This window comes from Pollutimonas bauzanensis (assembly GCF_040393045.1).
GTDB classification, from domain to species: domain Bacteria; phylum Pseudomonadota; class Gammaproteobacteria; order Burkholderiales; family Burkholderiaceae_B; genus Pollutimonas; species Pollutimonas bauzanensis_A.
Genome location: NZ_JBEBUX010000062.1, coordinates 1 through 22,334 on the forward strand (window position 1 = coordinate 1; position 22,334 = coordinate 22,334).

The 22,334-nt window shown below is 56.3% G+C and carries 19 protein-coding genes; 15 read left to right on the forward strand and 4 right to left on the reverse strand.

Going from position 1 to position 22,334, the window contains the following annotated elements:
* The first annotated feature begins 260 nt into the window (after positions 1–260).
* The 3 genes from metH to ABWO67_RS11240 all read left to right on the forward strand — a co-directional run bounded on the left by metH (position 261) and on the right by ABWO67_RS11240 (position 5,192).
* The gene (gene metH, locus ABWO67_RS11230; protein WP_353151792.1) at positions 261–4,034 is read left to right on the forward strand and encodes a methionine synthase; all 3,774 of its coding nucleotides are present in this window, start codon (positions 261–263) and stop codon (positions 4,032–4,034) included.
* 23 nt (positions 4,035–4,057) lie between these two features.
* On the forward strand, positions 4,058–4,909 hold the full coding sequence (locus ABWO67_RS11235) for a helix-turn-helix transcriptional regulator (protein WP_353151794.1): 852 nt from the start codon (positions 4,058–4,060) through the stop codon (positions 4,907–4,909).
* Positions 4,910–4,979: 70 nt separating this feature from the next.
* Positions 4,980–5,192 (forward strand): SlyX family protein, encoded by a 213-nt coding sequence (locus ABWO67_RS11240; RefSeq protein WP_353151796.1) that lies wholly within the window; start codon positions 4,980–4,982, stop codon positions 5,190–5,192.
* A gap of 51 nt (positions 5,193–5,243) precedes the next feature.
* On the opposite strand, the gene ABWO67_RS11245 is transcribed toward ABWO67_RS11240, so the two are convergent.
* Positions 5,244–6,086 carry an aldo/keto reductase gene (locus ABWO67_RS11245; RefSeq protein ID WP_353151798.1) on the reverse strand — a complete coding sequence of 281 codons (843 nt, stop codon included), beginning with the start codon at positions 6,084–6,086 and terminating at the stop codon, positions 5,244–5,246.
* A gap of 136 nt (positions 6,087–6,222) precedes the next feature.
* On the opposite strand from ABWO67_RS11245, the gene panB reads away from it, so the two are divergent.
* The 5 genes from panB to ABWO67_RS11270 all read left to right on the forward strand — a co-directional run bounded on the left by panB (position 6,223) and on the right by ABWO67_RS11270 (position 10,791).
* A complete protein-coding gene (gene panB / locus ABWO67_RS11250) occupies positions 6,223–7,053 on the forward strand; it encodes a 3-methyl-2-oxobutanoate hydroxymethyltransferase (protein ID WP_353151800.1) in 831 nt (276 codons plus the stop codon).
* A 108-nt stretch (positions 7,054–7,161) separates the two neighbouring features.
* Entirely contained in the window at positions 7,162–8,148 is a 987-nt protein-coding gene (locus tag ABWO67_RS11255) for a LysR family transcriptional regulator (RefSeq protein WP_353151802.1), read from the forward strand.
* Positions 8,149–8,209: 61 nt separating this feature from the next.
* Positions 8,210–9,643: an NAD(P)-binding domain-containing protein gene (locus ABWO67_RS11260; protein WP_353151804.1), complete on the forward strand. Its 1,434-nt coding sequence runs from the start codon at positions 8,210–8,212 to the stop codon at positions 9,641–9,643.
* A 39-nt stretch (positions 9,644–9,682) separates the two neighbouring features.
* Positions 9,683–10,207, forward strand: a complete 525-nt coding sequence (locus ABWO67_RS11265) for a CMD domain-containing protein (RefSeq protein WP_353151816.1) — start codon at positions 9,683–9,685, stop codon at positions 10,205–10,207.
* Positions 10,204–10,791, forward strand: coding sequence for a peroxidase-related enzyme (locus tag ABWO67_RS11270; RefSeq protein WP_353151805.1), 588 nt, complete (start codon positions 10,204–10,206; stop codon positions 10,789–10,791). The genes ABWO67_RS11265 and ABWO67_RS11270 overlap by 4 nt, the downstream gene beginning before the upstream one ends.
* Here the strand turns inward: ABWO67_RS11270 and ABWO67_RS11275 are convergent.
* Both ABWO67_RS11275 and ABWO67_RS11280 read right to left on the reverse strand, forming a co-directional pair.
* A complete protein-coding gene (locus ABWO67_RS11275; RefSeq protein WP_353151806.1) occupies positions 10,788–11,642 on the reverse strand; it encodes an NAD(P)-dependent oxidoreductase in 855 nt (284 codons plus the stop codon). The genes ABWO67_RS11270 and ABWO67_RS11275 overlap by 4 nt on opposite strands.
* Before the next feature lie 94 nt (positions 11,643–11,736).
* Positions 11,737–12,726: a Bug family tripartite tricarboxylate transporter substrate binding protein gene (locus ABWO67_RS11280; RefSeq protein ID WP_353151807.1), complete on the reverse strand. Its 990-nt coding sequence runs from the start codon at positions 12,724–12,726 to the stop codon at positions 11,737–11,739.
* Between the two features lie 149 nt (positions 12,727–12,875).
* Between ABWO67_RS11280 and ABWO67_RS11285 the strand changes: the two genes are divergently transcribed.
* The 7 genes from ABWO67_RS11285 to ABWO67_RS11315 all read left to right on the forward strand — a co-directional run bounded on the left by ABWO67_RS11285 (position 12,876) and on the right by ABWO67_RS11315 (position 21,970).
* Positions 12,876–14,282: a DNA recombination protein RmuC gene (locus tag ABWO67_RS11285; protein ID WP_353151808.1), complete on the forward strand. Its 1,407-nt coding sequence runs from the start codon at positions 12,876–12,878 to the stop codon at positions 14,280–14,282.
* An 82-nt stretch (positions 14,283–14,364) separates the two neighbouring features.
* Entirely contained in the window at positions 14,365–14,772 is a 408-nt protein-coding gene (locus tag ABWO67_RS11290) for a PaaI family thioesterase (protein ID WP_353151809.1), read from the forward strand.
* Between the two features lie 201 nt (positions 14,773–14,973).
* The gene (locus ABWO67_RS11295) at positions 14,974–15,972 is read left to right on the forward strand and encodes a TAXI family TRAP transporter solute-binding subunit (protein ID WP_353151810.1); all 999 of its coding nucleotides are present in this window, start codon (positions 14,974–14,976) and stop codon (positions 15,970–15,972) included.
* 68 nt (positions 15,973–16,040) lie between these two features.
* Positions 16,041–18,674 (forward strand): TRAP transporter permease, encoded by a 2,634-nt coding sequence (locus ABWO67_RS11300; RefSeq protein WP_353151811.1) that lies wholly within the window; start codon positions 16,041–16,043, stop codon positions 18,672–18,674.
* A gap of 43 nt (positions 18,675–18,717) precedes the next feature.
* A complete protein-coding gene (locus tag ABWO67_RS11305) occupies positions 18,718–19,920 on the forward strand; it encodes a glycine C-acetyltransferase (protein WP_353151812.1) in 1,203 nt (400 codons plus the stop codon).
* A gap of 91 nt (positions 19,921–20,011) precedes the next feature.
* Positions 20,012–21,040: an L-threonine 3-dehydrogenase gene (tdh, locus tag ABWO67_RS11310; RefSeq protein ID WP_353151813.1), complete on the forward strand. Its 1,029-nt coding sequence runs from the start codon at positions 20,012–20,014 to the stop codon at positions 21,038–21,040.
* 3 nt (positions 21,041–21,043) lie between these two features.
* Positions 21,044–21,970 (forward strand): pseudouridine synthase, encoded by a 927-nt coding sequence (locus tag ABWO67_RS11315; protein WP_353151814.1) that lies wholly within the window; start codon positions 21,044–21,046, stop codon positions 21,968–21,970.
* A 110-nt stretch (positions 21,971–22,080) separates the two neighbouring features.
* Here the strand turns inward: ABWO67_RS11315 and ABWO67_RS11320 are convergent.
* Positions 22,081–22,334, reverse strand: a 254-nt coding sequence (locus ABWO67_RS11320) for a hypothetical protein (RefSeq protein WP_353151815.1), incomplete at its 5' end; no start/stop codon positions are given.

The following is a 22,334-nucleotide window of genomic DNA, read 5'->3' on the forward strand; positions in this document are numbered from 1 at the left end:
GTTCGGCGCCGCAGGGCGCCGAACCGTCAACGAGGAGCAAAACATCCCCTCCCAGAACCTGACCCGCGTATCAAGAAAGAAACACCGACGCTAAGGACGTTGACCCGCGTATCAAGAAAGAAACACAGATGCTAGGAACAACCCGCCCCGCATATCAATAAGAAATCCAGCCAAAACCACCCCCACATCGGCGGGCGATACAATAAGCCCTTCTCTTTGTTCTACATGGGCCTTCGCCCTGTTTACCGTCAGGTGACCTTGTGTCCTATCCGTCATTGCCTTATCCGATTTCCTCCTACACGCATGGTGCCGAATTCGCGCGCCTGCTTGCCGAACGTATCCTGATCCTTGATGGCGCCATGGGCACCATGATCCAGCAATACAAACTAAGCGAGATGGATTTTCGTGGTACCCGCTTTGCCGAACATTACAAAGACGTCAAAGGCAACAACGAATTGCTGTCGCTGGTGCGCCCCGACATCATTTCTGAAATCCATCGGCAGTACCTCGAAGCTGGCGCCGATGTTATTGAAACGAATACCTTTGGTGCGACCTCTATCGCACAAGGCGACTACGGCTTGCCAGAACTGGCTTATGAACTGAACGTAGAGTCTGCCAAGCTCGCGCGCGCAGCCTGTGTGGCTGCAAGCACGCCGGAACGCCCGCGCTTTGTGGCAGGCGCCTTGGGGCCGCAACCCAAGACGGCCTCCATTTCGCCTGACGTGAACGACCCCGCGGCACGCAACGTCACTTTCGAACAGCTACGCGTGGCCTACACCGAGCAGCTCAATGGTTTGCTGGATGGCGGTATCGATATCGTCCTGATCGAAACCGTGTTCGACACGCTTAACGCCAAGGCGGCGATTTTTGCGGTCGAGACGGTGTTCGAGGAGCGCGGCGTGCGGTTGCCGGTTATGGTTTCAGGTACGGTTACCGATGCCTCCGGCCGGATATTGTCGGGCCAGACGGTAGAAGCGTTCTGGAACTCGGTGCGCCATGCGCGGCCGATTACGATAGGCCTGAACTGCGCGCTAGGCGCTGCACTGATGCGGCCTTATGTGGCCGAACTGTCCAAGATTTGTGACACCTATATATGCGTGTATCCCAACGCCGGCTTGCCTAATCCCATGGCCGAGACGGGGTTCGACGAAACGCCCGCCGATACCTCTTCATTGCTGGAAGAGTTTGCCCATGCAGGGCTGGTCAATATGGCCGGTGGCTGTTGCGGTACTACGCCCGAGCACATCAAGGCCATTGCCGATAAAGTGGCAAAGCTGCCTGTGCGGGAAGTGCCGCAGGTGCCGGTCAAGACGCGCCTGTCTGGCCTGGAAGCATTGAATATTGATGGCGATTCGCTGTTTGTGAACGTGGGCGAACGCACCAACGTTACCGGCAGCAAGATGTTCTTGCGTCTGATTCGCGAAGAAAAATATGACGAAGCATTGGCGGTCGCCCGCCAGCAGGTCGAGAACGGCGCGCAAATCATCGACATCAATATGGATGAAGGCATGCTGGACTCGGCCCAGTGCATGCATCGTTTTCTGAACATGGTGGCGTCCGAGCCCGACATTGCGCGTGTGCCCATCATGATCGATAGTTCCAAATGGGATGTGATCGAAACCGGCCTGCGCTGCGTGCAAGGCAAGGCGGTGGTCAATTCCATTTCCATGAAAGAAGGCGAGGGGCCGTTTCTTGAGCACGCCCGCCTGTGCCGCAAATACGGCGCGGCGGCGGTGGTCATGGCGTTCGATGAAGAAGGCCAGGCGGACAACCTCGAAAAGCGCAAGAAAATTTGCGCCAGGGCTTACCATTTGCTGGTCAATGAAGTGGGCTTTCCGCCAGAAGATATTATCTTCGATCCTAACGTTTTCGCGATTGCTACCGGCATTGATGAGCACAATCACTACGCCGTCGACTTTATCGAAGCCACGCGGTGGATCACCGAGAATCTGCCGCATGCGCGGGTGTCGGGCGGCATTTCCAACGTCAGCTTTTCGTTCCGCGGCAACGAACTCATGCGCGAAGCCATTCACGCTGTTTTCCTGTATTACGCGATCCAGGAAGGCCTGACCATGGGCATCGTAAACGCCGGGCAGTTGGGGGTTTACAGCGATCTGGATGCAAAGCTGCGCGACATGGTGGAAGATGTGGTGCTGGACAGGCCGGTGCCATTAGGCAAAACCGATCCCGCTGACGAGAACTCGCCTACCGAGCGCCTGGTTGAGCTGGCTGAAACCGTCAAGGGATCAGGCGCCAAGAAAGAAGAGGACTTGACCTGGCGCGAGCAGCCGGTAGAAGGCCGACTGTCACATGCATTGGTGCTGGGTATCACGTCCTTCATTGTTGAAGACACTGAAGAAGTACGAAAGAAAATCGCCGATGCGGGCGGGCGCCCGATTCAGGTGATCGAGGGGCCGTTGATGGACGGCATGAATGTCGTGGGCGACTTGTTCGGCGCGGGCAAAATGTTCTTGCCGCAAGTGGTCAAGTCGGCACGGGTCATGAAGCTGGCCGTCGCTCACCTTATTCCTTTTATCGAAGAAGAAAAACGCCAGATTGAAGCAGCCGGCGGCGACGTGCGCGCCAAGGGCAAGATCGTGATTGCGACGGTCAAGGGCGATGTGCACGATATCGGCAAGAATATTGTGACAGTGGTTTTGCAGTGCAATAACTTTGAAGTCGTGAATATGGGCGTCATGGTCCCTTGTTCGCAGATCCTTGCCAAAGCCAAGGAAGAGAACGCTGACATGGTGGGGCTTTCGGGCCTGATTACCCCCAGCCTTGAAGAGATGGCTTACGTTGCCTCGGAAATGCAGCGCGACGAGTACTTCCGCAGTCGCAAGCTGCCATTGCTGGTGGGCGGGGCGACCACCAGCCGCGTGCATACCGCCGTGAAGATTGCGCCTAACTACGAGGGGCCGGTAATTTATGTGCCCGATGCCAGCCGTTCCGTGGGAGTCGCTACGCACTTGATGTCCGATGGCGCCGAAACCTGGCTGGCTGACCTGGCGCAAGAGTACGAATTGGTGCGTACACGTCATGCGAACCGTAAAGCGACACCTATGGTCAGCCTGGAAGTCGCCCGTGCCGGCCGTCCGGTCATAGATTGGGCCAATTACACGCCGCCGCGTCCCAAGTTCATTGGCCGTCGCACCTTCAAGAACTACGATCTTACCGAGATATTGAAGTACCTGGACTGGACTCCTTTCTTCCAGACCTGGAGCCTGTTTGGCCAGTATCCCGCCATTCTCGATGACAAGGTCGTAGGCGAGCAGGCCCGCAAGCTGTTGGAAGAGGGCCAGGCCATGATGAAAAAGGTAATAGACGGGCGCTGGCTGACCGCCAATGGCGTGATTGCCTTTTATCCCGCCAACACCGTCAATGATGAGGACATCGAGGTTTACCGCGATGAATCCCGTTCGGAAGTCTTGTTTACCTGGCGTAACCTGCGCCAGCAGCAAGAAAAGCGCGAAGGGATCGATTACAAATGCCTGGCCGACTATATTGCGCCTAAATCCAGCGGCATCACTGATTACATCGGGATGTTTGCCGTTACCGGCGGTCTGGGCATAGAAAAGCACGATAAGCGCTTCCTGGATGACAACGACGATTATTCCAGCATCATGCTCAAAGCGATTGCCGACCGCTTGGCCGAAGGCTTCGCGGAAACCCTGCACGCTCGCGTGCGCCGTGATCTGTGGGGCTATGTGCCCGATGAAAGCCTGCCCAACGAAGAGATCATTGCCGAGAAGTACCAAGGCATACGTCCGGCGCCCGGGTATCCCGCATGCCCCGAGCACGTGGTGAAAAAGGAAATGTTCAGGGTCATGGACTGCGATGATATCGATATGCAGATTACCGATAGCTATGCGATGTTTCCCGCTTCCAGCGTGTCGGGGTTTTATTTAAGCCATCCAATGTCGCAGTACTTTAACGTCGGCAACATCAGCGACGATCAGGTCAAGGACTATATACAGCGTAGCGGGCGTGATGAAGATGATGTGCGTAGAAGTCTGGCCAGTGTTTTAAGGTAGGGGTAAAGGGCGACGGGGAGCATATGAACGAGAAGGCACCAAGAACACCTGCCGTCGCTTCGCCTTCATCAGCGGATCAGGCCAATTCTGCGCGGCGCAAAGTGCTGGGGGATTTCTTGCGTAGCGCCAGAGCCCGCGTGCAACCTGCAACGGTTGGCTTGCCCGTTGGGGTCAGGCGCCGTACCCCGGGTTTACGGCGCGAAGAGGTTGCTCAGTTGTGCGGCATCAGCGTGACTTGGTACACCTGGATAGAACAGGGGCGCGATGTGTCCGTGTCGCCCAGCGTATGGGCCAGGCTGGCTTCAGTACTGGGGCTGGCGCGGGCCGAACGTCATTACTTGTTCGAACTGGCCGAGTGTACCGATCCCGAACATGATCGTGGCCATGCGCATCCTTTGCCGATGGGGCTGGCCGACTGCGTGCATAGCATTATCGCGCCGGCTTATATTCTGGACCGCTGCTGGAACGTACTCGCACGCAACAAGGCTTTGCTGCATTTATTCAACGGTTGGCCCGACCGCGACCCGCATCCCAATTTGTTGCGGTATATCTTCAGCGATCCGGCCGCGCGCGACTTGGTGGTCGACTGGGACCAGCGCGCCAGCCGCGTCGTAGCTGAATTTCGCGCCGATGCGGCCGCCCATGTCGATGAGCCGGCGGTGCGAGCTGTACTGGATGAGTTGTTGCAATCCAGTCCTGTGTTCGCGCATTGGTGGACACGCCATACTGTTGTTGATCGTGAAGGCGGCTTGCGCGAGTTCCAGCATCCCGACGCCGGCATCTTGCGTTACCAGCAGATTACATTCCGCCTGGCAACGCAACTGGACTGCAAGCTGGTCATGCTACTTGAGAACCACGACATTGCCGGGTCTTGATCGCGCGACAAGCGCCGTATTGCGAACGCCACGCGGCTAGAATACCTTTTTCAAAGTTACCGGAGACAGCGTGAATATTGAAGAACGCTTGATAGAAATCGAAATCAAGGTGACGAGTCAGGACGACCTGACGCAAGAGCTCAGCCACTTGGTGTATCAGCAGCAAAAACAGATTGATGAGTTGCGTGCATTATGCACAGCCTTGGTGAAGCGGTTGGGCGAAACAGGCAGCGACAGCGCCGAGCCTGACGCTTATACACACGAAAAGCCGCCGCATTATTGATTTAAGTGTCGTAGCCCCATTTGTGATGGGGCTACACGATGAAAGCGCGGTTTATTTCTTGGGTAAGTGGAACAGTTCAGGATCGGGCCCGCTGCGGCCATCAGGCTTGTCCAGCCCGGCAATGGCTGCCATGTCCTGGTCTTCCAGCGTAAAGTCGAAAACGTTCAGGTTTTCTTTTTGTCTCTCGGGATTCACGGACTTGGGTATGACCATGTGCCCTAATTGCGTATGCCAGCGAATAATGACTTGCGCTACCGAGCGCTGGTATTTATGGGCGATGGCACTCAGGGTGGGTTCGTTCAACAGGCTGCCGCGCCCCAGGGGGCTCCATGCCTCTGTGATAATCTCGTGCTCGGCATGAAACTCACGCAATTCGGCCTGCTGGAAGTGAGGGTGCAGTTCAATTTGGTTGACCACCGGCAACACGCCGGTTTCGTCCAATAACTTTTCCAGGTGATTAACATTGAAGTTGCAAACACCTATGGATTTGGCACGCCCCTCATCGCGCAGTTGGATAATGCTCTCCCATGCCTCGACAAAACGGTCAACCTTGGGGACGGGCCAGTGGATCAGGTATAAATCGACATAGTCCAGGCCTAGCTTGTCCAGGCTTTGCTCAAAAGCGATCTTGGTAATGTCGTGACCATGCTGGTCGTTCCAGAGCTTGGTGGCAATGAAAAGGTCTTCGCGCTTAATATTAGAGGCGGCGATCCCGCGGCCGACACCGGCTTCATTGCCATAAATGGCAGCTGTGTCGATAGATCGGTAACCGAGATCGATAGCGCTTTGTACAACAGAAGAGGCTATATCATCTTCGACTTGCCAGACGCCCAAGCCTAGTTGCGGGGCGCTGCGGCCATCATGGAATGATACGGTGTTCTGAGTATTTGGCATATTTGCTCTCCATAGTGCAGTGTCCGGCGGGCGATTTGTTCTTTGGTGTGTTTCGGTCGATTATACGGACCTTACTTTGCGGGAAAGCTTCATTTGGTGTCTTCCCGTACGATCTTCCAGATTTCAGGAGTTTTAGATGAGTGTACATAGTCAGGTAAAACGTGTCAGCGTGCCGCAGCTTATGGCATGCAAAGGCCAGCGGAAAATCGCGGCTTTGACCTCTTATAGTGCGCCTTTTGCCAGGCTGCTCGACGAAGTGCTGGATATGATACTGGTGGGCGACTCTACCGCCATGGTGGGTTACGGCCTGCCCAATACCCTGTCGATCACGCCCGAGCAAATGGCTGCTCATGCGGCCGCGGTAGTGCGCTCCACCAGTCATGCTTGCGTCATCGTCGATATGCCTTTTGGCAGCTATCAGCAGTCGCCTCAGCAGGCTTTCGAGAACGCGGCAAGCATGTTGGCCGCCAGCGGCGCCGATGGCGTCAAACTGGAGGGGGGCGCGGTTCTGGCCGATACGACGCGTTTCCTGGTGGAACGGGGTATTCCCGTATTGGCCCACGTTGGACTTATGCCGCAATATGTCAATACGATGGGTGGATTCAAAGCCCAAGGGATGACTGAGGAGTCCGCAGAACTGATACTGAAGGATGCCGTGGCGCACGAGCAGGCTGGCGCGTTTGGCGTCGTACTGGAAGGGGTTGCCGAAGCCTTGGGCCGGCGCATCACTGAAACGCTTGCCATTCCCACTATAGGGATAGGTGCGTCTCCTGCTTGCGATGGTCAGATCCTGGTGACCGAAGACATCCTTGGCTTGAGTGGTTCGCGGATACCTAAGTTTGCCAAGCAGTACTGCGACGTCGGCGCCGTAATCCGCACAGCCGTCGAGCAATATGCGAATGATGTGCGTACTGGGGCGTTTCCGGCTATGGAGCATTGTTTTGGGGTTAAGAAAGCCGGAAATTGATCCGTGGTGCGGGATGATAGGTTTGCTATCAAAGAATAAATAAAGTTTCGAAATGTACAATGTACATATTGTGCGGTTTGCACGTAATTTGCGGTAGCGCTAAACATCATGGAAATTCGCCAGCTCGAGGCATTTGCTGCTGTGTACTCCGCGGGTAGCGTGACCGCGGCAGCACGCTTGCTTGACCGTTCACAACCCGTCGTCAGTCGCCAGATCCAGGATCTCGAACACGAGCTGGGCTTTACTTTGTTTACCCGGACCAGGCCGCAGGTAACGCTTACCGATCAAGGCCGGCAATTTTATGAAGAAGTCCGCAATGTGCTCGCCGGCCTGCAGCAACTGGACACGCGCACCCATGAAATCGCTCGCGGCGAGCCTCGTCCGCTGAGGCTGGCGGCGACTTTCACGCTTAGTTCCACGCTTGTGCCTGCGGTTATGGGGCGGCTGGAACAAACCGCTCGGGTTTTCGAACACAAAATGAATATCGACACGCTGGCGTCCGAACAGGTCGTGGATGCGGTGGCCGACGGCTTGGCCGATATCGGTATGACCAGTCTTCCGCAGGATCTGGGGCGCTGCAAGCTCGAGTGGTCAGGGCAGGCGCCTTGCGTCATGGCCTTGCCCAGCGACCACCCTCTGGCCGACAGCGAGGTTATCCGTCTGGCCGACCTTGGCAACAATACGGTCATAACCATGTCGAATAAATCTGGCCTGCGGCATCGTCTGTCGACAGCGCTGGTGCAGACCCTTCCCGGCGCTAAGCCTCGCCGCCATATTGAAGCCACATCATTTCTCAGTGCGTTGATGTTGGTGCGCGCCGGCGTGGGTATAGCGCTTATTGACCCTTTTACCGCCGCCAGCATGGCGCACGAAGATGTGGTGTATCGGCCTATCGATTCGCACGTGCCGTTCATGGTCGGCGCTATAACGCATTGTGATCGCAAGGTGTCCGAGGAAGGCCGATGGTTTATCAATGCCATGTGGGATTACTCCATTGCGTGCATCCCCAACTTCGTGCCGGGCGACTCCAGCGGTTTGCCCAGAATTATCGATACTCTGGAGCCTGATTTGTACGGGGATGAAGGCGCGGCGTAGGCAGGTGCGTGTCTCGTATTAGAATCGGCTATTCTTTAAACGTGACACAGAGTTATCCATAATGAGCACATCCAGTTCAAATCCGGTCGGCCTGGCCGCGTTGGAACAGCGCCTGGCGCAAGATCTTGCCTGGCTGGATTTGCCAGCCAAAACCTGGGTGCCGCCTGGCACCGTCAACGATCAGCCGCTGCTGGACGTTGCCATTATCGGCGGCGGCATGGCGGGTCTGGCTGCCGCAGCATCCCTAAGAAATCTGGGTATCGTGGCGCGAATTTACGATAGCGCCCCTGAAGGATACGAAGGGCCCTGGGCCACCACTGCGCGCATGGAAACCTTGCGTTCGCCCAAACAGCTCACCGGGCCGGCCCTGGGTTTTCCGGCGCTTACGTTTCGCGCCTGGTTCGAAGCGCAGTTCGGCGTTACGGCCTGGAACGAACTGGATAAAATCCCGCGTTTGCAATGGATGGAGTACTTGCGCTGGTATCGCGGCGTCATGAACGTCGACATCTGCAACGAGCACAACGTAACTCAGATTATTCCTCACCATGGTCACGTGGAGCTGCAAATGCAGACGCCTTCGGGCGGGCATGCGGTGTATGCGCGGCGCGTGGTCCTGGCCACAGGACGGGCGGGACTGGGCGGGGCCAGTGTGCCATCGTTTGTCCAAGGCATTTCCCGCGACTTCTGGGCACATTCTTCCGACACCATGGATTACTCCACATTGCGCGGGCGGCGGGTTGGGGTGGTGGGCGCCGGGGCCTCGGCCATGGACAGTGCCGGCACTGCGCTCGAAAATGCAGCAGCCAGTGTCGATGTGCTGATAAGGCGCCAAGATATTCCGCGCGTCAATAAAAGCAAAGGCGCGGGCAGCCCGGGTTTTGTGCAGGGGTATGTTGATTTGCCGGATGACTGGAAGTGGCGCATACGTCATTACATCAATGTGCAGCAGGTTCCCCCACCCAGGGCCAGTGTGCTGCGCGTTGCGCAGCATGCCAATGCGCGTTTCCATTTGGGTTCGCCTGTATTGAGGGTGCTCGAAGATGGGCGGCAATTGCGGGTCGAGACACCCAAACAGATTTTTGAGTTGGATTTTCTGGTGCTATCCACCGGTTTCATGATCGACTGGCACAGTCGCCCCGAGTACGCCACGATCGCGCGGCATCTGCGTGTCTGGTCAGACCGTTACCAACCGGATCAAGGCGACAATGATCAGGAATTATCCGATTCGCCCGACCTCGGGCCCAGCTTCGAGTTTCAGGAGAAAACGCCGGGCTCGTTGCCTGGCCTGTCGCGGGTGCATTGTTTTTGTTATCCTGCAACGCTTACCCACGGCACGGTTTCGGGCGATATACCCGCCATCAGCGATGGTGCCGCGCGATTGTCCAAGGGCATCGCCAGCTTGCTCTATGGCGAGAATATTCGCGAACACTTTGCCGAGCTTCAGGCTTTTAATGAACCTGAAGTGTTCGGCGACGAATGGACGGCCGCTGAATAGCCGTGTTTGTTTTTGTATTTCGCAGCAGGAAGGAATGTGATGGGCAATGTGAATCCCTTGTCGGGTACTGATTTGATCGATGACGTGGTGGGCTTGACGCCGGCCAGCGCGTTATACGCAACGCGTCACGCGCGGAAAAAAGTGTCTGGCGCCACGCAGGGCAGCTACGAGCTGTTCTTTGATCCGGCGGCAGCAGGTTTGACGATACAGGAACGGTTGCTGGTGGCTTATTACGCATCCGTGCTTTCCAGGTCTTCGGCGCTGTGTACGCATTATCGCGAGGCTGCCTTCAAGCATGGTGCTGACGCCGCAATGCTGGCCGCGTTAAGCGACAATGATTTGAGCCGGCTACCCCAAGGTCGCCTGCTTGCCTTGCTGGTCTTTACCGGCAAACTGATTGATAAACCGGTTGAAGGCGACCAAGCCGCAGTGCAAGCTTTGCAGGCGGCAGGCGTTTCTACGCCTGATATTGTCACGCTGGCGCAACTGATTGCCTTTTTGTCCTATCAAACCCGCCTTGTGGCGGGTCTGCAAGCTATGAAAGCCCTGGAGGCCCGACCATGAGCACCATCATCAAGAACCATGGTTTTACCAACGAAACGCTAGGGTGGAAGGCATGGCTGGACGTGGTCAATGTCGATACGGCAACGCCCGAACAGATATCCGTGCTGGAAATGAGCCATCCTCAGGCCAAAGAGTCTGACTACTATCTATTGCTGGCGCATCAGCCTGCCATCTTGAAGCAGCGTTCCGAAGCCTATAACGCCATCATGTACGCACCGGGTGGCTTGGCCAGGGCTGACCGCGAACTTGGCGCCCTGACAGTTTCACGTTTTAACGGCTGCGTCTATTGCGCATCGGTGCATGCCCAGCGGTTCGAACAGTTGGCCAAGCAAAACGTGACGGTAACCCAGGTGTTCGAGGATCCGCGCACGGCTGGCGACACCGACCGCCAGAAAGCGATTGTGCAGTTTTCGATCCGCCTGACCGAGGCCCCCGACGAAATCGGGCCTGACGATATTCAGGCTTTGAAAAATGTCGGCCTGAACGAAGCGGACATCCTGGATTTGCTGCATGCCACATCGATCTTTGCCTGGGCTAATCGCCTGATGCTGAACTTGGGCGAGCCGGTGTTCCCCGCCGCTTAGCTGTCCAGTTGGCTAAGCATCTGGATTCCGGCATGCGCGCCAAAGCGTTCGCATGCCGTGTTCACGCACTGCACCGCAAATTTCAGGAACTGGGACGGCCTTTGATGGAGCTCGGCTTCCGCTTCGGCCAGGCGTAAGTCTTTACGCAGCAGTCCCAGGGTAAAGGTGATGTCGCCGCCCCCTTGCATCATGCGTTCCGCATACGAATTAAACAGCATGCCCGAGGCAGTGCCTTTGTTCAGGGCGGTTGTCAGGAGTTCGATATCGAAATGACTGGCGCGCGCCAAAGCCATGCCTTCGGCCAGCCCCAGGAAAATACCGGCAATAATTGTCTGGTTGACCAGCTTCATGCGGTAACCCGAACCGGCCGGGCCGCAATGAACCGCGCGTTGCCCTAGTTGCGCAAGCAGGGCTGAACTGCGTTGCAGAATGTCGGCATTGCCGCCCACAAAATGGGTCAGCGTCCCGTTGACTGCCCCCGCCACGCCTCCCGTGACCGGCGCATCCAGGAAGTGCGCACCCTTTTTTGTGATCATTTCGGCAAGCACGGGCGCTGCGTGCGGCGCGGCGGTGGTCATGTCGATAAAGACGGTGTTGGGCTGGACGCCCGGCTGCAGCCCCTTATAGACGCTTTCCACGTCGTGCGTGTCGCCCAGGATAGTAATAAGCGTCTGGGAGCGCTGGGCCAGTTCGACCAGGTCGGTCGCGATGCGAGCGCCCTGTTTACGCAGGCCGAGCGTTTGCTCGGGATTGCGAGCCCAGATATATAGTGGGTGGCCTTCTCGCAAAAGGCGCTGCGCCATGGGCATACCCATTTTTCCTAGTCCTACCCATCCAATGGTTTCAGGCATGGCAGCCTCCGGGAAAGTTTGCTGTCGAGTCGAAAATGTTGATGGCAATAGTCAGGTTTATTGTAGGTCGGATGCCGCCGTCTGGCTTACCTTACTAATATTGCACATGAATATTGGCGCCGCGAATGATTTTCTGCCACTTTTTCAAATCGGATGTCAGCCGCCTGTCCAGATCCTGAGGGGTGCCGCCCAGGGCTATGGCGCCCATGGCGGCGAGTTTCTGTTTGACTTCGGGGTCTTGCAGAATCTCGTTCAAGGCCTGATTGCAGCGTTCTATGATATCGGCCGATATACCCTTGGGCGCAAGAAGCGCAAACCAGGTCGAGGAAATCAAATTCGGGTAGCCTTGTTCGGCCATGGTCGGCACATCGGGCAGAGCGCTGGAACGTTCGGTGGCCATGACGCCCAGGGCCCGGACTTTACCGGCCTTGATCTGGCCGATAATACCGGGGATCAGCTGGAACATGGACTGGATCTCGCCGGATACCAGGTTATTAGTGGCCTGGCTTGGGGCGCTATAGGGCACATGTACCATATTCGTAGACGTTTCGCCCATATACAGCTCGCCCGCCAGATGCATGGAGCTGCCATTGCCGGTAGAGCCGAAGTTGACGACGCCAGGATGCTGTTTGACGTAATCGGTGAATTCGGCCATGTTGTGTACCGGCATACTATTGCTGACGATCAACACGTTGGGGACTGTGGCAATCAAGCCAATGGCATCGAAACTGCTTTGAGGATTAAACGGCAATTTGTTGTACAGGCTGGGGCTGACCGCCAGGGTGCCTGCCCAGGAAAACAATAGCTTGGAACCGTCGTTGCTGGCTTCAGCTGCAATGCCAGCCCCAATATTACCGTTGACACCTGCGTGATTTTCTACAATGAAATTGCCCTTGAGTCGTTTGCCCAGCTCGTCCGCGATCAGGCGGGCGATGCTGTCGCTAGTGCTGCCACCGCCAGGGCCGGGCACTATGATTTGCACCGCTTTGTCGGCAGGCGGCCAGAGTGCCGCCGTCTGGCCTACAGCTGTAAAGGCAGTGCCCAACGCAATGGCGCTGGCCAAACCTATGAAAATGTTACGCATGATGCAATCCAGAGATTCGCTTAAGCTGAGCTGTAACTTTCGTTGACTCTTATAGCAACGAGAAGTGATTTAAGGTACCAGTAGTAATTTATCATGTCGCCTGGCTATATAAGTGCCGGGCTTTATTGTGCAACCGGAAGGAAGACTTAGTGAATCACCTTACCCCCGAACTGACAGGCATATTGCTTGCCATCGCTGGCGTCTTGTCAGGGGCTATTGTCGCCTTCATCTTGTCGCGCCGCAGCGTGAACCTGGTGCGTGCCGAAAAAGAAAATATAGACCGTGAACTGGCACGCAGCGAGACGACAGTGCAAAACCTGCGCGAACGGCTGGAAGAGGCCAAGGACAGCTTGGCGATCAAGGACCGCGATTTGCAAGGGCTCAGCCAGCGCGCCGCGCAACTGGATAATGAACTGACCGAACTTCAGGCCATACATAACGAAAAACTGTCCAGTTTCCTGGAAATGAAGAGCGCTTTCGAAGACTCGAAGGTGCAGCTGAAAATCGAATTCCAAAATCTGGCCAACCAGATTCTGGAGGAAAAGGGCAAAACTTTTGCGCAGAACAGCCAAAGTTCGCTCGATGCCATGCTTAAGCCGTTTCGCGACCAGATCGACGGCTTCCAGAAACGGGTCAACCAAGTGCATGACGAAACGCTACGTGGCAATGTATCGTTAAGCTCGGAAATCAAGCGCGTGCTGGAAGCTGGCATGAAAATCAGCAGCGAAGCCAATACCTTGGCTACGGCCCTGAAAGGGGACAAGAAAACCACCGGCAACTGGGGCGAAGTTCAGCTTGAGCGCACCCTGCAGTTGGCCGGCCTGGCCGCGGGAGATCACTATGAAGCGCAGGCACACTTCAAGGACGAGCAAGGTAATAATCGCCATCCCGATTTTGTCATCAAGCTGCCCGATCAAAAGCATATGGTGATAGACAGCAAGGTATCGCTGGTCGACTACGATCGCGCCATTGCCGCCCAAACCGACGCTGAGATCCAGATGGCGCTCGATGCCCACGCCAAGGCGGTACGCAATCACATTGATGACCTGAGCAAGAAAGACTACAGCAACCTGATCCAGATGCGCAGTCCCAGCTTTGTGTTGATGTTCATGCCCATCGAACCTGCCTATATCGAAGCCATGAAGCATGACAAGGGTTTGTTCGACTACGGCTATCGTCGCAATGTGATCATGGTGTCGCATACCACGCTGATGCCAATACTTAAAACAGTTGCCAACTTGTGGATGGTCGCGCGCAGCAATGAGCAGGCCCACGAATTGAGCTCCCGCGCCGGCGAAATCTATAATCAAGTCGTCATCGTCGCCGAGCGGCTGAAAAAACTGGGAAGTAATCTGGATACTGTCAGTAGGCAGTACAACGAAACTGTGAAGGCCGTGGCTGGGCAGCAAGGGCTGTACGGAAAAACTTCAAGGTTCAATGAGCTCTCGTCCAAGGCGAACAAAACCATGCCGGCCCTGGAGCCTTTGCACGCCGATTTCGAAAATGAAAGGCTGGAACTGATTGTGGGCGCGGAGGGCGCCGAGACGCCCAAGTGAAAGTATTTATTATTCTGTCGGGACTGGATTCCGACAATCAATGTCAACCTCTCTCATACGATATGTGAGGCTCGGAGTAACCATGATCGACCTTAGTACCGCTACCATTCCCATTGATAACCCTTTTCTTGAAAAACTCGGTGTTGAATTGACCTCGTGGTCGCCAGGGCATGCCGAGATGCGGCTGGACACCTCCGCAGAATTGGGTAACCGCACGGGCCGTATACATGGTGGCGTTATCTGCACGTTGCTGGATGCGGCTTGCGGTTATTGCGGGCTTTATTCGCCGCCTGGCGAGCCCATTTTGCGCAGCCTGACCTTGTCCTTGACGACCAACTTTATCAGCAGCGGCGATGGCGCTACCCTGGTGGCCAAAGGTTACATTGTGCGCAAAGGCCGCAGTGTGTTCTTTGCCCGTGCAGAGGTGTGGCTGGACGATACCGAGCTATTGGCTACAGCGGTGGGCACGTTCAAATACGTGCGTGCGTAAAAGAAAAGTGGCGGAACCTTCAGTTTGCTGTCAGGGCAAACCCTAGTGAAAAATATCATTTCATACGGCGCTGGCGCGTTAGCATACACGTCTTGGTTGTAACTTTGTTTTCAACTTCCTACTCCATCATCCTGATTCATCACATTCGCAGGGCTGAAACCACAATCAGCCCGCGTTTAGGTTCCCAAAGGAGAGAGCGCTATGCGTACATTTTTCAAGACCCCTTTAACTAAGCGATTAGCATTTAGCGCAGGCGCAGCTGCCATGTTTGCCGCTTTGGCATCGCCGTTGCCTGCCGCTGCGCAGCAGAAGTTTGTCAGTATCGGTACCGGTGGCGTTACCGGCGTTTATTACGCAGCCGGTGGCGCTATTTGCCGCTTGGTCAATAAAGACCGCAAGGATCATGGCCTGCGCTGCTCGGTAGAATCGACTGGCGGATCCGTCTTCAACATCAATACCATCAAGGCCGGGGAACTGGACTTGGGCGTCGTGCAGTCGGACGTAGGCTATAACGCCTACAACGGCGAAGGGCAATTCAAGGATGCGGGCGCCTACAAGAAACTGCGTTCCGTTTTTTCCATACACCCTGAGCCGTTCACTGTTGTGGCACGCAAAGAAGCCAATATCAAGTCGTTCGACGACTTCAAAGGCAAGCGCTTTAACGTCGGCAACCCTGGCTCGGGTACCCGTGCGTCGATGGAGCAATTCCTCAAGACCAAGGGTGTAGGGCTGGACTTTTTCTCGCTGGCTTCTGAATTGCGTCCCGACGAACATGGCCCTGCCTTGTGCGACGGGAAGATAGATGGCTTCTTGTATGGTGTAGGCCACCCATCGGCCAATATCCAGGATCCCACCACAAGCTGCGGCGCTCAACTGGTTTCCATGACAGGTCCTGTCGTTGACAAGCTGGTGGCTGAATTCCCGTACTACGCCAAAGTCAGCATTCCTGGCGGCCTGTATCCCAACAACCCGCAGGAAACCAATACCTACGGCGTGCTGGCCACATTTGTTTCTTCATCCGATGTTCCAGATGAAACGGTTTACCAGGTCGTGAAAGCGGTCTTCGAGAATTTCGAAGAATTCAAGAAACTGCATCCCGCCCTGGCCCACCTTGAAGCCAAGGATATGGTCAAGAACGGGTTGTCGGCGCCTTTGCATCCTGGCGCTGAAAAGTACTTCAAGGAAAAGGGCTTGCTGTAAGCGCCTTTTGACAGATAGTTAGGGCGCTCCTCGCCGGGCGCCCCTTTGCATCACAATACGGAACAAGCATGAGTACAACACCTCTTCCTGACATCACTAAAGATCAAACCACTGCCAATCTCGAGCAGTTAGTCGCCGATGTTGACCGAGGAGGGCGTAATGTAGGAGGGATTACCGGGGCGGTGCTTTTCGGGGGCGCGGTGCTGTGGTCCTTGTTCCAGCTTTGGTATGCCTCGCCGCTGCCGTTTGCATTCAACTTCGGTATCTTCAACGATACCGAAGCACGCGCCCTGCATTTAGGCATTGCCATGTTCCTGGGCTATCTGGCTTATCCGGCGCGTAAGAGCTCGCCGCGGGACCAGATGCCGTGGTATGACTGGTTGCTGGCCCTGATTGCCGGATTTTGCGGTGCTTATCTGTTTTTGTTTTACAAGGAACTGGCGAGCCGGCCCGGGATACCCACGGTGATGGATGTCACCGTTGCCGCCATCGGCCTGGTCCTGCTGCTGGAGGTCACGCGGCGCGCGCTGGGTGCGCCCATGGCTGTTCTTGGTGCCCTGTTTGTTGCATACGTGTTTCTTGGCCCTTGGCTGCCTGATGCTCTGGCGCACCGCGGGGCCTCGATCGAACGCCTGGTCTCTCATATGTGGCTTACCACCGAGGGGGTCTATGGCGTAGCACTGGGCGTATCGGTCTCTTATATTTTCATTTTTGTATTGTTGGGCTCGCTGCTTGACCGCTGCGGCGCCGGCAATTACATGATGCAGGTTTCTTTCGCCATGCTGGGGCACCTGCGCGGCGGCCCGGCCAAGGTTGCCGTGGTGTCATCGGCAGTCAATGGCATCGTGTCGGCATCGTCCGTAGCCAACGTGGTCACTGGCGGTATTTTCACGATTCCGCTCATGAAAAAAGCCGGCTATGGCGGCATACGCGCAGGCGCTATTGAAACCGCCTCGTCTGTGAACGGGCAGATCATGCCTCCAGTCATGGGGGCGGCAGCTTTCCTGATGATCGAGTACGTGGGCATTCCTTATACCGATATCATTCGCCACGCGTTGCTGCCTGCCAGCATTTCTTACATTGCTCTGTTCTACATCGTCCATCTGGAAGCCTTGCAATTGGGCATACAACCCATGATGTCGGCGGGCAAGCCGCGCACCTTGCTGCAGAAACTGGCAGGGTGGGGCATGGGCATCGCCGGTTCTTTGATCGTCATGGGGCTGGTTTACTGGATAGGCGTGGGTGTACAGGCGGTAGCCGGCGCCGCCGCCATATGGATACTGACTGGTTTGCTGGTGGCCTTGTATTTGTGGCTGCTGCGTATTTCCGCCAAGCACCCTGATCTTCCTACCGAAATCAGCATCACCAACCCGACGCGTCCCGAAACCTGGCCGACGGTGCGTGCGGGCTTGTATTTCCTGATACCTATTGGCATCCTCGTTTGGTGCTTGTCGGTAGAGCAGTTGTCTGCCGGACTTTCGGCGTTCTGGGCCGTCGTTGCCATGTTGGTTCAAATGGTCACGCAGCGGCCGCTTATCGCCTGGTTTCGCAAGCAAACCGTCGCGCCTATGGTGCGGGTAGGTTTCTCGGACGCGGTAAATGGCCTGCAAGAAGGCGCCCGCAACATGGTTGGCATTGCCATTGCTTGCGGTACGGCTGGCTTGATCGTCGGCGCCATTACGCTGACCGGCCTGGGCTTGCGAATGACCGCCTTTGTCGAACTGGTGTCGATGGGCAATGTGCTGGTCATGCTGTTTTTTACCGCAGCGGTCTGCTTGGTGCTTGGCCTGGGCATGCCTACAACGGCCAACTATATTCTCATGGCCACATTAATGGCCCCTGTGGTGGTTGAGCTCGGTGCGCAAAGCGGCATTGTTATTCCCTTGATCGCTGTGCACATGTTTGTGTTTTATTACGGGATCATGGCCGACATTACACCGCCGGTGGGGCTGGCCACGTTCGCGGCCGCCGCCATTTCGGGCGAAGATCCGATTAAAACCGGTATCAAGGGCACGATGTATGCCATGCGTACGGCCGTATTGCCTTTCATGTTCATCTTCAATCCATTGTTGCTGCTTATCGACGTTGACGGCTGGGTCGAACTTACCCTGGTCGTGGGCGGCGCTACCCTGGCCTCATTGACCTTCGCGGCCGCCACAATGAAGTGGATGCGGGTTAAATGCTCCTGGACCGAGGTGGTGCTTTTGCTTGCGGTCACTTTTATCTTGTTCAGACCCGATTGGCTCATGAATTACGTGTCGCCCAAGTACGAAACACGTCCCGCCTCGGAACTGCTGAAAATTGCCGCCGAGATGCCGCCTAAAGGCAGGTTGGTGGCGGTGCTGCATGGCATGAATCTGGAAGGCGACGATTTGCAGAAAACGGTGGCGGTGCCATTAGCCGCATTGCCGGAAGACAGCACGGCCACAGGCGATTCCGCGGCGCTGCAGCGGCTTTCCGCGGCGGGCCTGACAGTAATGGCCATGGGAGACCAGGCCCAGATTGCCGCCGTACGTTTCGGTAGCCAGGCTCGGCGTGCTGGATGGGAGCAAGGTTGGGACATCGCCGAAGTCAAGATCCCCAACCCCTCAAGGCCATCGGAGTTCTGGTCTTATATCCCGGCCTTCCTGGTCCTGGCATTCATATGGGTGCGCCAGGGGCGTAAATTGCGGGCGCAAGAGGCGGGGGCTGTTGCAGCATAGAAAGGTAAACTAAAGCTCTTTTCCTCAGCGGGCAGGCCTTGTCATGCAAAGCTCTTTTCTCGATCACGTACAGCAGCAGGTCCAACAATTGCGCGCCGACGGCTTTTACAAAGCCGAGCGCGTAATGGCTAGTCAGCAATCGGCGCAGGTTGGCTTGGCCGACGGGGCCCGGGTGCTGAATTTTTGTGCAAACAACTACCTGGGCCTGGCCAACGATGCGCGCCTGATCGAGGCCGCCAAGCAGGGGCTGGACGACGCCGGCTTTGGGCTGGCTTCCGTACGTTTTATTTGCGGCACGCAAACAGGACATAAACAGCTTGAACAGGCCCTGGCCGGCTTCCTGAAAATGGGCGATGCCATACTGTATTCCAGTTGCTTCGACGCCAATGGCGGCCTGTTTGAGGTGCTGCTGGATGAAAACGATGCCGTCATCAGCGATGCCTTGAACCATGCCAGCATTATCGATGGCGTGCGTCTGTGCAAGGCAAAACGCTATCGCTACAGCAACAACGACATGGTCGATCTGCGTGCGCAGTTGCAGGCAGCCGATGCCGCTGGCGCACGTTATAAGCTGATTGCTACTGACGGCGTTTTTTCCATGGACGGCATTCTTGCCGACTTGAAGTCCATTTGCGATCTGGCCGACGAATTCAATGCCATGGTCATGGTCGACGACTCTCATGCTGTGGGATTTATTGGCGAGCATGGTCGCGGCACGCCTGAATATTGCGGCGTGGAAGGCCGGGTCCATATTATTACCGGCACGCTGGGCAAGGCCCTGGGCGGTGCGTCGGGCGGGTATGTGGCGGCGCACGAATCCGTTGTTGAATTGTTGCGGCAGCGCTCGCGACCATACCTGTTTTCCAATACGCTGGCACCGGCTATTGTTTCGGCGTCGTTGCGGGTGCTGGCTTTACTGCAAAGCGACGAAGGCAAGGCATTGCGCCAGCAGGTCCACGCGAATGGGCAGCAGTTTCGCCAGGCGATGTCGGCCTTGGGTTTCCAGCTTGTTCCCGGCGAACATCCCATTATTCCCGTCATGTTTGGCGACGCGCAGCTGGCAGGGCGCATGGCCGATGAGCTCTTGCAGGAAAGCGTTTATGTCATCGGGTTTTCTTACCCTGTGGTGCCCAAAGGGCAAGCGCGTATACGCACCCAAATGAGTGCCGCCCATACACCCGAGCACATCGCCACAGCCGTTGCCGCTTTTGAAAAGGTTGGCCGCCGCCTGGGCGTCATCGCTTAGTACAGCGTCGCTTGCGTAGCAAACCTGAAGCGGATTTCATGCTGCCGCGGTCGCTTCTATAATTAAGTCTCACGCTTTTCTGGAGCACATCATGCGAGCCCTCGCAAAACTTGAACCCGCTGTCGGCCTGACGCTGACAGACGTTCAGCGGCCTGTTGTCGGCCATAACGATGTCTTGATAAAAATAAAGAAGACGGCCATTTGCGGCACGGATATTCACATCTGGAAGTGGGACGATTGGGCCAGCAAAACCATACCCGTACCTATGCATGTGGGTCACGAGTACGTGGGCGAGATTGTTGAAATCGGTCAGGAGGTCAGCGGCTTCAAGATTGGCGACCGGGTATCGGGCGAAGGCCATATCACCTGCGGTTTTTGCCGCAATTGTCGCGCCGGGCGGCGGCATCTGTGCCGCAACACCGAGGGTGTGGGCGTGAACAGGCCTGGTGCATTCGCCGACTACCTGGCGATCCCAGCCTTCAATGCGTTCAAAATTCCCGATGATGTGCCGGACGAACTGGCCGCCATTTTCGATCCTTTTGGCAACGCGACGCATACCGCATTGGCATTCAACCTGGTCGGGGAGGACGTGTTGATTACCGGCGCGGGGCCGATCGGCGCCATGGCTGCGGCGATTGCCCGGCACGTAGGCGCTCGCAATGTCGTCATCACCGATGTCAACGACTATCGCCTGGATCTTGCCAAGACCATGGGGGCGACCCGCACGGTGAACGTATCTCGCGAAGCATTGCCCGATGTCATGAAAGAGCTGGGCATGACAGAAGGCTTCGATGTCGGACTGGAAATGTCGGGTGTGCCTAGCGCCTTTACTTCCATGCTCGAGCAGATGAATCATGGCGGGAAGATTGCCATGCTGGGGATACTTCCATCAGGTTTTGGCATCGACTGGAACCAGGTTATTTTCAAAGGCCTGGAAATCAAGGGCATTTACGGTCGCGAAATGTTTGAGACCTGGTACAAGATGGTGGCCATGCTGCAAAGCGGGCTGGATTTGTCTCCCGTTATTACCCATCGCTATTCAGTCAGCGATTTCCGTAGCGGCTTCGATACGATGCTGTCGGGCCAGAGCGGAAAAGTGATACTCGACTGGACGGTGTAGGGCTTGAGGACAAGCCGTCGTATCGATTTTGTGCGCAGCGCCCCTTTGCCCATGCGTAATGGCGTTGCGCCCAGTCGCGTGCATTTACCGCAAGGTCCCTGGGCGAGCATGCTCGATTTCCTGCTTGAACGTTTCAGGCATATACCGCCGGACATTCTGCGTGCCAGGTTGGCGCGCGGCGATATTGTCGACGACGCTGGTGTAGTGCAAACGCTGGATAGCCCCTACCAGCCTTTGCGTTGGCTTTGGTATTACCGCGAAGTTCCCGTCGAAGTGCCTGTACCTTTTGATTTGCCGGTGCTGTTTCGCGATAGCCGCCTGGTGGTCGTCGATAAGCCGCATTTCCTGGCCAGCATTCCTGGTGGCCGATACCTTCAGGAAACGGCATTGATCCGTTTGCGGAGTTCGCTGGATCTGCCGATGTTAAGTCCGATTCACCGGCTGGACAGGGATACAGCAGGGGTGCTGCTGTTCTGCGCAGACGCTGAAAGCCGCGGGGCATACCAGGCGTTATTCCAGACGCGCGATGTGAAGAAGGAATACGAGGCGGTGGCTGGCCGGCGTGAAGGCTTGGCCTTGCCTTTGGTTCATCGCAGCCGTCTGCAGGCGCGCGAGGGCCACTTTACGATGCAGGAGGTAGCGGGTGAGCCTAATAGCGAGACGTGTATTGAGTTGATGGAAGAGTTGGCCGGCGGCCTGGGGCGGTATCGGTTGTTACCGCATACGGGGCGTAAGCATCAGTTGCGGGTGCATATGAGTGCTTTGGGTATGCCTATTTGCAATGATGGTTTTTATCCTGTGTTGGGGGCTTATGCGGAGGATGATGATTTCAGTCGGCCTTTGCAGTTGTTGGCGCGCGGGATTGAGTTTGTGGATCCTTTCTCTGGGCGGATGCGGCGCTTTGAGAGTGGGCGTCGGCTGGCTTTGTGAAGCTGTTAGCTGTGATCTTGTGATTGCCAAGTTTTCAGAGTCTCATGCTTTCAGATTCTATGCCTGTGTGACATAGGTTTTGGCCTTTTGCTTTTTTCGTCTTTTCGTTTTTATGTTCTTGTTTTCATGCTTTCTTGTGACGGCGCAGTAAGCGGGGTAGGCACGGCGAATAATCGCTGCGGTCCCTTCGGGACTACCCGCGCAGGCAGCCTGAAATCAAGGCCAGGCGCGAACTCCCAGCGCTGACAGTCCACTGGACTGTCAGCAAGCGTGCTGGTCGAACAGCGCGCCTTTCCTCCTTGATCCCAGGCCACCTGCGCGGCGCGCTCAAAATTCGCCGTGCCTACCCCGCTTACTGCACCTC

Bases quoted from the DNA above. Each gene is read 5' to 3' on its own strand.
- ABWO67_RS11235 (WP_353151794.1), top strand. From the start codon at position 4,058: ATGAACGAGAAGGCACCAAGAACACCTGCCGTCGCTTCGCCTTCATCA.
- ABWO67_RS11245 (WP_353151798.1), bottom strand. From the start codon at position 6,086: ATGCCAAATACTCAGAACACCGTATCATTCCATGATGGCCGCAGCGCC.
- panB (WP_353151800.1), top strand. From the start codon at position 6,223: ATGAGTGTACATAGTCAGGTAAAACGTGTCAGCGTGCCGCAGCTTATG.
- ABWO67_RS11255 (WP_353151802.1), top strand. From the start codon at position 7,162: ATGGAAATTCGCCAGCTCGAGGCATTTGCTGCTGTGTACTCCGCGGGT.
- ABWO67_RS11260 (WP_353151804.1), top strand. From the start codon at position 8,210: ATGAGCACATCCAGTTCAAATCCGGTCGGCCTGGCCGCGTTGGAACAG.
- ABWO67_RS11265 (WP_353151816.1), top strand. From the start codon at position 9,683: ATGGGCAATGTGAATCCCTTGTCGGGTACTGATTTGATCGATGACGTG.
- ABWO67_RS11270 (WP_353151805.1), top strand. From the start codon at position 10,204: ATGAGCACCATCATCAAGAACCATGGTTTTACCAACGAAACGCTAGGG.
- ABWO67_RS11275 (WP_353151806.1), bottom strand. From the start codon at position 11,642: ATGCCTGAAACCATTGGATGGGTAGGACTAGGAAAAATGGGTATGCCC.
- ABWO67_RS11280 (WP_353151807.1), bottom strand. From the start codon at position 12,726: ATGCGTAACATTTTCATAGGTTTGGCCAGCGCCATTGCGTTGGGCACT.
- ABWO67_RS11290 (WP_353151809.1), top strand. From the start codon at position 14,365: ATGATCGACCTTAGTACCGCTACCATTCCCATTGATAACCCTTTTCTT.
- ABWO67_RS11295 (WP_353151810.1), top strand. From the start codon at position 14,974: ATGCGTACATTTTTCAAGACCCCTTTAACTAAGCGATTAGCATTTAGC.
- ABWO67_RS11300 (WP_353151811.1), top strand. From the start codon at position 16,041: ATGAGTACAACACCTCTTCCTGACATCACTAAAGATCAAACCACTGCC.
- ABWO67_RS11305 (WP_353151812.1), top strand. From the start codon at position 18,718: ATGCAAAGCTCTTTTCTCGATCACGTACAGCAGCAGGTCCAACAATTG.
- tdh (WP_353151813.1), top strand. From the start codon at position 20,012: ATGCGAGCCCTCGCAAAACTTGAACCCGCTGTCGGCCTGACGCTGACA.